Genomic DNA, 14972 nt, shown 5'->3' with positions numbered 1-14972 from the left:
CAGCGCATCGATGGCCACCACCGCCGCGGGAACCATATACGCCGGCAACCGCTCCGCCAACGCAGCACGCATCCCGGTCACATCAGCAGTCCCGGTCACATAACCCACCAACCGCTTATCACCGGGACGGTCCTCGCGAGCGATCGCGACTGCCTGCTCCACACCGCCTAGTTCTGCCAGTGCAGTTTGAATTTCCCCCAACTCGATCCGATAGCCGCGGATCTTGACCTGCTCATCAGCACGACCCAAATACCGCAACTGCCCATCAGCGCCCCAACACACCAAATCGCCGGTCCGATACATCCGCCCCCCGGGACCCCCGAACGGACACGCCACAAAACGCGACGACGTCAACCCAGCCCGGCGCCAATATCCTTCGGCGACGTGGCGGCCCGCCACATACAACTCGCCGACCACCCCGGCAGGCACCGGACGCAACCAGTTGTCCAAGACAAACAACGCCGCTCCACGCAGCGGCGAACCAATCGGCGGCGCACCCGAACCCGCAGCCAACGGCGCACTCGTAGATACGTAGATCGTGGCCTCGGTCGGACCATAGGCGTTGATCATCACCCGACCAGGCGCCCACCGATCCACCACCTCGGCCGGACACGCCTCACCCGCCAACACCAACGCCATGGATTCCAAACCCTCCGGCGGGAGCATCCTCGCCGCAGAGGGGGTTTGATACAGGACGCTGACCTTCTCGGCCACCAACAGTTGGTGCAGATCGTCGGGCGACCCCGCCACCGACTCGGGCACGATCACCAACCGGCTCCCGTGCAACAGGGCACCGAAAATCTCCCACACTGAGACATCGAAGCTGTGAGAATGCCATTGCGACCACACTTGGCCCGGTCCCGCCGGCAGATCGACGGGCAACGACTCCAATACCTGAGTCACATTGCCGTGCGTAACCGCCACACCCTTGGGCACACCCGTCGTGCCAGACGTATAAATCAGATACGCAATGTCATCAGCGGCAGGCACCGGCATTTCAGAACCCGAATAGCGTTCGACCGCGGGATCATCTATTTCGATGACCGACATACCAGACCCGTCCAACCGCGAGCGCAGCCCCGCCGTCGTAACCGCCGCGGCCGGCTCGGCATCGGCGAGCATGAACTCCAACCGCGCCGTAGGCACCGCCGGATCAAACGGCAGATAGGCCGCCCCCGTCTTGAGCACCGCGAGGATCGACACAATCGCCTCAGCAGACCGCGGAACCAAAAGCGCCACAGACTGTCCCGGACCCGCACCCCGCTCGACCAACACATGGGCCAACCGATTCGACGCCGCATCCAGCTCGCGATAGGTCATCGAGCGGCCAGCACACGTCAACGCCACCGCCTCCGGCGTATGCGCCACCTGTTCAGCAAACACCGCCGGAATCGACACCGCAGCCGATCCTGGCCGCGTCAACACCGCCCGGTTGCCCCACTCCTGCAACCGAGCATGCTCACTCGCCTTGAGCACATCCAGTGACGACACCCGCCGTCCAGGGTCGGCGACCATCCAATCCAACACCCGCCGCAACCGCTCGATCAACGCCTCAACACTGGCCGCATCGAACACATCACTGTCGAACTCCACGCGCAGCGCGAGTTCAGCGCCTGGCAGGACCATAATCGCGAGCGGGTAGTGGTTGAACTCGCGGCTGTTGACGTCGGTGATCGTCAACCCGTCGTCTCCCGACAACGCGGCCTTGCCGACCGGGTAGTTCTCATAGACGAAAAGGGTGTCGAACAACTGCTCGTGGCCGCTGATCCGATGAATCTCGTTCAGCGCCAGGTGCTGGTGCTCGAGAGTGCCGGTATAACCACGTTGTAGCTGCTCGAGCAGGTCAGCGGTGGTTGTTGTCGTCGTAATGTTCGCCCGCACCGGCACGGTGTTGATCAACAGGCCCACTATCGAGTCCGCGCCGTTCAGTTCAGCCGGCCTACCCGAGAGCGCAACACCGAAGGCTACGTCTTGCTGGCCAGTCAGCGTGGTCAGCAATTGTGCCCATGCGCCCTGTAGCACGGTGTTGACCGTGGTGCGCTGCGCGCGTGCCAAATCCCCAAGCGCCTGCGTGGTCGCTTCTGGCACGCGGAAGGATGCGACTGCCCGCTGCCCGAGTTCCAAGCGGCCGCGCGGTCCAACGAAAGTAGGGGTGTCGAAGCCGGCGAGTACCTCGCGCCAAGCGGCGCGGGCGGCATCCATGTCTCGGTCGGCCAGCCAGGTGTGAAAACTGCGATACGACGCCGGCGCGGGTAGCCGTTGCCCGTAGTAGGTGGCAAAGACCTCTTGCAGAAAGATGGGTAGTGACCAGCCATCCACCACCACGTGGTGAAACGTGAAGACACACTGATGGCGATTTTCTGCCGTGCGAATCACGGCGGCTCGAACGAGAGGCGGGTGGTCGAGATCGCAGACCGCTTCGCGTTCGGCGGCGCACACTCCCTGAACCTTGTCCTCGTCGCTCGAACCAGCGGTGTCAAGTTCGATATACCGCCAGGCGGGCGCGGGACGGTTCGGGATGATCTGGACGGGCTCGTCGAACTCGGAGTGGAACCGCGCCGCGAGGTTGGGGTGCCGGTCGACAACGGTGTGCACCGCCTCGCGCAAGCGGTGCTGGTCGAGCGGACCGTCTACACCGATCGCGAGCTGCACCGCATACACGCCGTTATCGCCCGCCTGCGCGGTCCTCGCGTGAAACAGCAAGCCCTGCTGCACGGGAGTCAGCGGCAGCACATCCGCGACCTCGTTCTCCCGGCACAGCTCATCGATTTGCTGTTGGCTCAATCGTGCGGGCCTGATATCGGACGGCGAAAGACCGCCTCCACCCGCAAGCACGTGTGCGCAGATACCGCCTAGTGCTTCGAACCACAGCTGACTCAGTCGGCTTACCTGGTGGCGATCCAAGGACGAAGGCGCCCACGTCCAATTGGCGTTCAGTTGTGGGCCGCCGTCGGTGTCGAGGGTGACGGCGTTGAGCTCCACCGTGTGCATCAGCGGCATAGGCACCGCCGCAGCGGCCGCGCCGGTCGATGACAAGCCCTCTTGGCCGATTCGCCAAAGATCGTCGGAGAGTTCGGCGGGCCCGCCCAGGCGCCCCAGATAGTTGAACCCGATCGGCGGGTCGTCGCCGTCCAGGTCAACATCGGGATTTAGGTACCGCAGCACGCCGTAGGTCAAGCCATCGGCGAGGGATAGTAGGCGCTCTTTGGCTTCTTTGATCACCGGTCCGAGGACAGGCTCACCAGCAACCACCTGCTTCCACGACAGTCCGCCGACGGCCAACGACACCGGATACTTGGCGGTGAACCATCCGACTGTGCGGGACAAGTCGACATCGGTGCGCAACTCCTCGTGGCGCCCGTGGCCCTCGACACCGATACCAATCGGCCCGTCATGATCGCCCAAGAACTCGGCCACGGCCAATCCGAACGCGATCAACAAGATGTCATGCACACCGGTGCGGAATGCGGCTGGCACCTCACCCAGCAGCATCCGGGTCGTCTCGAAGTCCAATTCCGCCGACAGGTGCTCGGCGCTGATATAGGTATCCGTTTCGGGACGCACCGCAGGCAATACCGCCGGTGCCGCTGCCACCTGCCGCCATAGCTCGGCCTGCTCCACCACCTGTGGTTCGTGTGCATACTCAGCCAATAGCGCCGACCAACGGGCGAACGACGTACCGCCCGCCGGCAACGCCGGAGGCTGCCCGTTTCGGTGTTGCGTCCAGGCGAGATTGAGATCGTCCTGCAAGACCCGCCATGACACCCCATCGACGGCGAGATGGTGGATGATCAGCGCCAATTGGTTTGCGGCGGTTGACCATAGCGCGCTGAGCATCACTCCCTCGGCCGGGTTGAGTCGCGATCGCGCCTCCACCAGCGCTTCATCGGAGAGCGCCTCGACCGCTTTCAGGCATCCGTCGGCACGCACCGATCCCACCTCGGGCACTGTCAACGACCACGCACCGGAGCCGTCGTCATCGACTCGTGCTCGCAGCATGCCGTGGCGGTCGAGCAAGGCCTGTAACAACGCCACGACATCGGTTTCGGTAACGCCAGCGGGGGCCTCGATCACAACCGTCTGATTGAACTGGTCAACCGGACCGTTCACCTTCTGCAGCCATCGCATGATCGGAGTGGCCACGACCGTCCCGACACCGTCATCGGCCACGATGCCTGCACCGTCGGTCAGCTCCGCGACACCGGCCAATCGGGCCACGGTCTGCTCGACGAAAATATCGCGCGGCCGACACCGCACGCCAGCCGCCCGTGCTCGCGCCGCTACCTGCATCGACAGAATGCTGTCGCCGCCGAGCTCGAAGAATGAGTCGTCAGCGCCAACCCGGTCGATCCCAAGCACCTGGGCATAGATACCGGCGAGGATCTCTTCGACCACCCCCGCCGGCGCGCGATAGTGCTCCGTATCCCGGAACTCGGGCGCTGGCAGGGCCTTTTTGTCGAGCTTTCCGTTGACCGTCAATGGCAATGCATCGAGCACCACAAAAGCAACTGGGACCATATACGCCGGCAGTCGCTCGGCGAGGGCGGTCCGCATGGCGGCGGGGTCGGCGGTACCGGTGACGTAACCCACTAGGCGCTTGTCGCCGGGACGGTCTTCGCGGGCGATCACCACCGCCTGCTCTACCCCGTCACAGCCGGCAAGTGCGGCTTGAACCTCACCCAGCTCGATGCGATATCCGCGGATCTTAACCTGGTCGTCGCCGCGTCCCAAATACTCCAACTGGCCATCGGCGTTCCAGCGCACTAGGTCTCCAGTGCGATACATACGTGCACCCGGCCCGCCGAAGGGGCACGCCACGAATCGCGATGCGGTCAGCCCGGCCCGGCCGACATAGCCATACCCTGACCCCGCACCCGCCACATACAAGTCACCGACTACACCTGGCGAGACCGGGCGCAGCCACTTGTCCAGCACAAAGAAGGCGAGATTCGCCAGCGGCACCCCGACAGGGCTTACCGTGCCGTCGGCGTCGCCTGCGACGATCTCGCGAAATGAGGCATGCACAGTCGTCTCGGTGGTGCCGTACATGTTGATCAGGCGTGGCTTCTGGGGGTGATTGTCCATCCACTTGCCGAGACGATGTGGCTCCAAAGCTTCACCGGCGAAGATCACCGTCTCGAGCTTCAGCTCACGCGCCATTTCGGGCTGCAAAGTATCGACCGTTTGCAACGCGTAGAACGCCGATGGCGTCTGGCTCAGCACGGTGACGCGTTCAGTCACCAGCAATGCGTGAAACTCTTCCGGTGCGCGCGCCACCAGTTCGGGTACCACCACGAGTCGGCCGCCGTGCAAAAGAGCACCCCAAACCTCACATACCGAAACGTCGAACGCCAGCGAATGCCATTGTGACCACACCTGATCCGCCATTCGCAGCTTGGCGGCCAGGGACTCCATCAGCTGAACCACGTTGTGGTGGGAGATGGCGACGCCCTTGGGCACACCGGTAGTGCCAGAGGTGTAGATGAGATAAGCGATGTCATCGGCCGCCGGAGCCGGCAGACCGGCGCTCGAGTACGTGCGGATGCGAGGGTCGTCGACATCGATGAGCCGCACGTCACAGCCTGCTAGTCGATCCGCTAACGCGACGGTGGTCAGCGCGGCCATCGGCGCGGCATCGCCAACCAGGAATTCGATCCGAGCCGCTGGCACCGAGGGGTCGATCGGGAGATAGGCCGACCCCGTCTTGAGCACCGCAAGGATTGCCACAATCGCCTCGGTCGACCGAGCGAACAGCAGCGCAACGCGCTGACCGGGGCGGGCCCCTTCGTCAATCAACAGCCGCGCCAACCGATTGGCCGCGTCATCCAGCTCGCGGTACGTCATCGAGCGGCCTTCGAACGTCAGCGCCACCGCGTCAGGTGTGCGCTTCGCCTGCGCAGCGAACAACGCCGGAATCGATTCCGACGGGCGCGCGGGCCGGGTCAGTACCGCCCGGTTGCCCCATTCATCGAGCTGGGCGTGCTCGCCACCGTTCAGCAGGTCGATCGAAAGCAGAGGCCTCGAAGAACCGCCGGTCACGACCGCCGCTCCAGGTCGGCGGTGATGGCCGCCAAGACCCGTTGCATCCGGTCGATCAGTGCTTCGATTCTCCCCGCACCAAACACGTCAGTATCGAACTCCACGCGAATACTCAGCTCGGCGCCAGGCGTGACCTGCACCGCTAGAGGGTAATGGTTGAACTCACGATTGCTGACCTCGGTAATCGCCAACCCGTCGTCTCCCAACGGTGTGCCGGTCTCGATCGGATAATTTTCGTACGCGAACAGCGTATCGAACAACTGATCGTGCCCGCTCACACGGTGGATCTCACGTAGCGCTAGATGCTGGTGCTCGAGAGTGTCGTTGTGAGCGCTCTGTAGCTGGTCTAGCAGATCGGCGATAGTGGTTGCCGGCGTGATATTCGCCCGCACCGGCACGGTGTTGATCAACAAGCCCACGATCGAGTCCGCGCCCGCCACCTCTGTCGGCCGACCCGAAACCGTGACGCCGAAAGCGACGTCATGCTGACCGGTAAGCCACGTCAACAGCAGCGCCCATGCACCCTCCAACACGGTGCTGACCGTGGTGCGGTGCATCCGCGCCAACTCGCCAAGCGCCCGCGTGGTCTCCTCCGGCACCAGGAACGTTTGCGCGCCTCTTTGTCCATGCGCCAACCGATTCGGCGAACCAACCAAAGCGGGGGTATCGAAACCGAAGAGCATCGCACCCCACGCCGCCAGGGCGGCATCTCGGTCCCGGTCGGCCAGCCAATTCACAAATCGGCGATAAGGCGTCACGGCGGGCAACCGCTGCCCGTAGTAGCTGGCGAAGATTTCCTGCAGGAGAATCGACAGCGACCAACCGTCCACCACGATGTGGTGATTGGTGAGCACGAACCGGTAACCGTGTGGTGCGACACGGACGAGAGCCACCCGGAAGGGCGACTGGTCGGCGAGGTCCAGGACCCCAGCACGTTCAGAAGCACAGACCCGCTGAACTTGTTCCTCGACATCGCCCCCAGCGGAATCCAGCTCGATATACCGCCACTCCGCCACCGGGTCCGCGGGGATGATCTGCACCGGCTCGTCGAACTCTTCGCAGAATCGCGCCGCGAGATTCGGATGCCGATTTATCACCGTCTGCACCGCGTCATGCAGCCTATGTGGTTCGACCGGGCCGCTCAACGAAATGTCCAGCTGCACGGCATACACATCACTGGAATCGCCTGAGTCGCGCGCAGTTCCGGAATGGAACAACAGCCCCTGCTGGACGGGGGACAGCGGTAGTACGTCAGATATCCGGTACTGCCGCTCGAGTTCGTCGATTTGCGGCTGGGTGAGCTTTGCGGGCGCGATATCTGATGGGGTCAGGCCACCGCCACTTTGTCCGACGTGCGCACAGATACCGGCAAGTGCCTCGAACCACAGCTGGCTGATCCGGCCGATCTGGCCCTGGTTCAGCGCCGAAAGTGCCCAAGTCCACGTCGCATGTAGGTGAGTCCCCGACCCACTTTCCAGAGTGGCGGCATTGAGCTCAACGGTGTGCGCCAACGGTATCGAAACCGCCGTCGCTACCGCGCTGATTGCCGCACCATCGGGGTCGAGGCTCCACAGATCGTCGGATAGGTCGGCGTTTCCGCTGCCAAGACGGCCAAGGTAGTTGAAGCCGATCGCCGGATCAGCTTCGGCGACATCACTATTCGTATTCAGATAGCGCAGTAGACCGTACGTCAACCCATCAGGTAGAGCATGCAATTGTTCTTTGGCATCTTTGATGACTCGGCCGAGTGCTACGTCCCCGGCGGTCACCTGGGACCACGAAAGACCACCAAGCGCCAAAGACACCGGATATTTGGCGGTGAACCATCCGACCGTGCGTGACAGATCGACGTCAGATGCCAGATCGTCACCACGGCCGTGACCCTCTACGTCGATACCGATCGGTTCTCCGCGGGTGCCAAGGAACTCCGACCACGCCAACCCAAACGCGATCAGCAAGATATCTTGCACGCCGGCATGGAACGCTGCCGGCACCTCACCGAGCAACAGGCGTGTTGTCTCGTCGTCCAGCGAGACCGACAAGTTTCCCGAGTTGGCGTATGTATCGATCTCGGGTTGTACGGCCGGCAGTGCAGGGGGGACTGCCGCCACTTTCCGCCAGGTGGCGGCCAGCTCTGTCGCCGCAGTCGACTGTGCATGCTCAGCCAGCAGCGATGACCATCGCGCAAACGACGTGCCACCGACGGGCAGGGCGATCCCCTGGCCGTTGTGATGCTGCGCCCATGCGATGTTGAGGTCCTCGAGCAAGATTCGCCACGACACCCCGTCGACGGCCAGGTGATGAACGATCAACACCAGCTGTCGGGTCGAAGCCGCCCATACCGCCGACAGCATGGCTCCGTCAGCCGGGTTGAGGCTTAGACGTGCGGCCACGATCGCCTCGTCCGACAGCGCATCGACGGAATGCAAGTACTTCTGCGCATCGACGGAATCGGGCGCGGCTACCGTCAACGACCAGCCTGCGGCGTCGTCATCATCCACGCGCGCCCGCAACATGGCATGCCTGTCCAGCAACGCCTGCAGGAGCACGAGCACATCGGCTTCGGTCGCACCGGCGGGGGCCTGCACCACGACCGTCTGGTTGAACTGATCGACTGGGCCGTCCATGCCCTTGAGCCACCGCATGATCGGCGTCGCGACGACAAGACCGAGACCCTCGTCGATCACGCCCTCTGCACCGTCGGCCACCACGGCCACCCGGGCAAGTTGAGAGACCGTCTGCTCTACGAAAATGTCGCGCGGGCGGCACCGTACGCCAGCAGCGCGGGCCCGAGACACCACCTGCATCGACAGAATGCTGTCACCGCCGAGTTCGAAGAACGAGTCGTCGACCCCGACCCGCTCTAAACCCAGCACCTGGGCATAAATTCCGGCCAGGATCTCCTCGATGGCATCGCCAGGAGCCCGATACCCACCATCGTCGCGGTACTCCGGCGCCGGCAGCGCCCGCCTGTCGAGCTTGCCATTGACCGTCAACGGCAGCGCATCGATGGCCACCACCGCCGCGGGAACCATATACGCCGGCAACCGCTCCGCCAACGCAGCACGCATCCCGGCCACATCAGCAGCCCCGGTCACATAACCCACCAACCGCTTATCACCGGGACGGTCCTCGCGAGCGACCACCACCGCCTGCTCCACCCCAGCACAGCGGGCAAGCGCTGCTTGAACCTCACCCAACTCGATGCGATACCCGCGGATCTTGACCTGCTCATCAGCACGACCCAGATACCGCAACTGCCCATCAGCGCCCCAACACACCAGATCACCGGTGCGATACATCCGAGCCCCAGGACCCCCGAACGGACACGCCACAAACCGCGACGACGTCAACCCGGCCCGGTGTACATACCCGATCGCTACACCACGACCCGCCAGATACAACTCGCCGACCACCCCGGCAGGCACCGGGCGCAACCACTCATCGAGAACAAAGGTAGCCGTCTTGGGCAGCGGCGAGCCGATCGGCACCACACCCGAGCCTGCAGCCAACGGCGCACTGATCGCCGCATAAATCGTGGCCTCGGTCGGACCGTACGCGTTGATCATCACCCGACCCGGCGCCCACCGATCCATCACCTCGGCCGGGCACGCCTCACCGGCCACCACCAACGCCGCGCCTTCCAGACCCTCCGGCGAGAGCATCCCCACCGCAGAAGGGGTTTGGTACACGACGCTGACTTGCTCGGCCACCAACAGCTGGTGCAGATCGTCGGGCGACCCCGCCACCGACTCGGGCACGATCACCAACCGGCTCCCATGTAACAGGGCACCGAAAATCTCCCACACCGAGACGTCGAACACCAACGAGTGCCACTGCGACCACACCTGGCCCGGTCCCGCCGGCAGATCGACGGGCAACGACTCCAATACCTGAGTCACATTGCCGTGCGTAACCGCCACACCCTTGGGCACACCCGTCGTACCGGAGGTGTAGATGATGTAGGCAATCTCGTCAGCCGCCGGCAGAGGCACCGCCGTGCCTGGATAGCTCTCCGCGACCCGGTCATCAAGGTCGATGACCGAGACGCCTGACCCGTCCAACCGCGAGCGCAGCCCCGCCGTCGTAACCGCCGCGGCCGGCTCGGCATCGGCGAGCATGAACTCCAACCGCGCCGTAGGCACCGCCGGATCAAACGGCAGATACGCCGCCCCCGTCTTGAGCACCGCGAGGATCGACACAATCGCCTCAGCAGACCGCGGAACCAACAGCGCCACAGACTGTCCCGGACCCGCACCCCGCTCGACCAACACATGGGCCAACCGATTCGACGCCGCATCCAACTCGCGATAGGTCATCGAGCGGCCAGCACACGTCAACGCCACCGCCTCCGGCGTATGCGCCACCTGTTCAGCAAACACCGCCGGAATCGACACCGCAGCCGATCCTGGCCGCGTCAACACCGCCCGGTTGCCCCACTCCTGCAGGCGGGCGCGCTCACCGGCATCCAACACATCCACCGACGACAACCGCCGTGACGGATCGGCGGTCATCGCTACCAACACCCGGCGCAACCGCGCGATCAACGCCTCAACACTGCCGGCATCGAACACATCGGTGCGGAACTCCACCCCACCACCGATGCCGGCCGGCTCACCACCCTCGGTCCAGCGCTCAGCCAACGAGAATGTCAGATCCATTCGCGCGGTTCGAGAATCGACCGGAAGTGGCGCAGCCTGGACGTCACCCAGGGCCAGCCCCGTCGTCGGATCGTCGAGTTGCCAGTTCTGCCAGGCCAAGACCACCTGCACCAAAGGATGATGGGCCAACGAGCGGGTCGGGTTAAGCCGCTCCACCAACACCTCGAACGGCACATCCTGATGCTCGTAAGCCTCCAGGCTGCGCTGACGCACCTGGGCCAACACCTCACCTACCGTGGGATCACCGTCAAGATCCACCCGCAACACCAAGGTGTTGACGAAGAAACCGACTAGTTCATCAAGTGCCGAATCACGCCGCCCAGCGATCGGGAAGCCCACCGCCACATCCGAACTGGCACTGACCTTCGACAACAGCACCGCCAACGCGGCCTGCATCACCATGAAAGTGGTCGCGTCGTATTCGCCGGCCACCTCACGCATCCGCCGCTGCAACTCTGCAGGCCAGTCCACCGCCACAGTCGCCCCGCGATAATCAGCCTCCGCGGGATAAGGCCGATCCGTGGGCAGCTGCAACCGCTCAGGCAACCCAGCCAGCGCATCGTCCCAATACGCCACCTGCGCGGCAATCGGGCTTTCGGCATCGTCGAGATCGCCTAGCTCGGTCCGCTGCCACAACGTGTAATCGACATACTGCACGGGCAATGGCGCCCAATCCGGCGCCTGCCCGGCACACCGGTGGGCATACGCCACACCCAGATCCTGCACCAACGGAGTGATAGACCACCCATCAGCAGCGATATGATGAACTACCGCCACCAACACATGAGCCGACTCATCGACACGGAAAAGCTTTGCCCGCAAAGGGATTTCGGTCGCCAAGTCGAACAAGTGACCCACCACCGCGCCGATGGCCTCCTGCAGCCGGCCCGCCGACCAGCCAGTGGCATCAACAACCTCCCAGCCGAAGTCGGCCCCCTCCGCAGGGACCACCACCTGATGCGGCAACCCCTCAGGCGCCGCGAACAGCGTGCGCAAACTCTCATGGCGGCCCACCACATCACCCAGCGCCGCACCCAACGCCTCGACATCCAACCGCCCGTCAAGCCGCAACGCCACCGGCATGTTGTAGACCGGCGAGGGCCCGTGCAACTGATCGATGAACCACAACCGGCTCTGCGCAAACGACAACGGAACCACCGACGGCCGCTCGACCGGCACCAGCGGCTCAAGAAGATCCTCGCCCGTACCCAGATGGACGGCCAGCTCGGCTACCGTAGGCGCCTCGAACACGCTGCGTATCGACAGGTGGGCATCCAGACCTTCGTTGATCGCCGCGATAAGACGCATCGCCGATAGCGAATCCCCGCCTAGCTCAAAGAACGAGTCGTCGACCCCCACTCTCTCCAGTCCCAGTACCTGGGCGTAGATGCCGACCAGAATCTCTTCGACGGAGTTGGCCGGAGCCCGGTACTTGTCGGCATCATATTCGGGTACTGGCAAGGCCCGCTTATCCAGCTTGCCATTCACCGTCAAGGGCAGGATGTCCAGCACCACGACCGTGGCTGGGACCATGTAGTTGGGCAGTCGTTCGGCTAGCACGGAACGGACCTCTGCCGGATTCGCGGAGCCGGTGATGTAGCCAACCAGCCGCTTGCCACCGGGACGGTCTTCGCGGGCCACCACGACGGCCTGGTCCACCCCGTCCACTTCTGCCAGGACGCTCTGGATTTCACCAAGCTCGATGCGATGGCCGCGGATCTTGACCTGCTCGTCGGCTCGGCCCAGATACTGCAACTGTCCGTCAATGCCCCAGCACACCAGATCGCCGGTGCGATACATCCGCGCCCCGGGAGCGCCGAACGGACACGCCACAAAACGCGATGCGGTCAAGCCGGAGCGTCGCCAGTAACCGCACCCGACGTTGGCGCCGGCTACGTACAACTCGCCTATGACGCCTGTCGGCACGGGCCGCAACCACGCATCGAGTACGAACAATGCCGTGCCCGGCAGCGGCGAGCCGATCGGAGGTGCACCCGAGCCAACGGTCAGCGGCGCACTTAGCGCCACCCACATCGTGGTCTCCGTCGGCCCATATTCGTTGATCATTACCCGTTCGGGCGCCCACCGATCCACCACATCGGCCGGGCATGCCTCTCCGCCCACCAAGAGTGCGACTGATTCGAGACCCTCCGGTGAGAGCATTCCGACGGCGGACGGGGTTTGGCTCAGCACGCTGACCTTTTCGGTCACGAGCAAGGCGCGAAACTTCTCCGGGGAGCTCGCCACCGTTTCGGGCACCACCACAAGCCGACCGCCGCGCAGAAGTGCACCGAAGATCTCCCAGCCGGAGATGTCGAAACTATAGGAGTGCCACTGAGACCAAACCTGTCCTGCACCCTGCGGCAGGCACGTGGCATCCAGTGAAGCCATCAGCTGGCTGACGTTGTGATGGGTGATCGCCACCCCCTTGGGGACACCCGTGGTACCGGAGGTGTAGATGATGTAGGCGAGATCGTCGGCGGCCGGTGCCGGCAATGCGGTGCTGGGCTGATTGTCGATGCGGGGGTCGTTGACATCGAGGACCCGAAGATCGCAACCGTCCAGTCGATCAGCCAAGGCTGCGGTCGTGATCACGGCCATTGGTGCGGCATCGCCGATCATGAATTGCATCCGCGATATAGGCACCGCCGGGTCTATGGGCAGATAGGCCGCTCCGGTTTTCAATACCGCCAACATCGACATGATCGCCTCGGCGGACCGGGAAAACTGCAATGCGACACACGCACCCGGGCCGACGCCGTGGCCCGCCAGCAGATGCGACATGCGGTTCGCCGCCTCATCCAGTTCCCGGTAAGTCCATGAGCGCTCTCCACAGACCAGAGCGACGGCGTCCGGTGCCGCCGCTACCTGTGTGCCAAACAAGTCCGGAATCGACAGCAGCTGATCGGCAGGTCGGGCAAGCACCGCCCGGTTTCCCCACTCCCACAACTGAGCCTGCTCAGCTGCATCAAGCACATCCAACGACGACAACCGCCTCGCGGGATCGGAGGTCATCGCCATCAGCACCCGCTGCAACCGCGCCGCCAGTTCAGCGGCATCGAGATCCGCGAATGTCTGGCCTACCCCCAACGTGCTCAAAAACAGCTGGTCACCGACTCCGGAGAAGACCAACCCGAACCTTCCGGGCAGACCGGAATTCGTCATCGTCGCGGATGCCGCGATACCACCGAAGTCCAAAGCGAATGCCGTCGGAAAGAAATCGACGGCCACTCTCTCGGCCAGCTGTCCTACGTGGGTCGTATGGGTACGGCGCGCGAGGGCTTCTACAGGAAACCGCTGATGCTGCAGCGCTTCCCGTAGGCGGTTATCTACGTGTTCACAGAATTCGGAAACGGTCGATCCTGGCGAAACCTTCAACACCAGCGGCACAACGCCGGCAACCATCGCCGGCAGCGTTTTAGATTCTGGAAGCACTCGCCGGCTGACCGGAAAGTCGAGCACGACCTCCGAGCCCTCACCGCTGCGCCCTCGCACCATCAGCGCGCACGCGGCGGTGAGCACCGACGAGCGGGGCATGTTCCAAATGTGGGACAGCTCTTCAACTCGTCGAAGGACCACCTGGTCTAATTGCACTGGGGCAGAGAATTGATGAGCGTCCCGCTCGGCCACGGCTTCTGGCAACCGAGAATGGGGCTCACTTGCCGGCGGCAGATTCTTAGTCCAGTACGCCTCATCGGCGTCATAATCCGAGGACGCTTCGTAGTCGAGCTCGCAGTCCACGAATTCCTTCAACGACCCGAAGAAGGCGGGAGGGATGGGCTCGCCAGAAACTATCGCGGAGTACACCGCCGCAATACGCTGGCCGACCATCGCAATGCCGGCTCCGTCCACCACTATGTGGTGCAGACACGCGAACAGATAGAATTCCTCGAAACCCGTGTGGAATAGCGCAAATTTGAAAAGCGGGCCGGTCAGTCGCATCGGGGTGCGTTGGATTGCCGAGGCCATCTCGTGGGCGTCTTGCACGGCATGGCGCGAGCCGCTCAAATCGTAGAACGCGAGCTCAACGTCCGGATAGTCAAAGGGCTTTTGGAAAACCTGCCCGTTCTCCTCGAAGCAGGAAATCCTCAAAGGTTCGGCTTCTTGCACTACACGGCGGATGGCCCACTCAAGGACATCGTGTTCTACCGAGCCCTCGATTCTCACGAGGAGACCGACCTGCCACTCTGTACCGGAGCGACCGGTTTCCTGCGCAAGCCAGATATCTAATTGTGCCCGCGTAAGCGGAAGTGCGCGGTCATCGAGATCCAT

1 pseudogene (cut by a window edge) is annotated in these 14972 nt (G+C 63.6%); it reads right to left on the bottom strand.

Annotated features, from left to right (window positions below):
- Window positions 1-14972, bottom strand: a pseudogene (locus tag G6N42_RS31360) (non-ribosomal peptide synthase/polyketide synthase); its annotated part reaches 12906 nt to the left of the window's first position; the annotation flags it as partial.

The sequence above is a fragment of the Mycobacterium gallinarum genome (assembly GCF_010726765.1).
Lineage (GTDB): Bacteria > Actinomycetota > Actinomycetes > Mycobacteriales > Mycobacteriaceae > Mycobacterium > Mycobacterium gallinarum.
The sequence above is the reverse complement of the archived record's forward strand: the minus strand, read 5'-3'. Positions and strand labels throughout refer to the sequence as shown.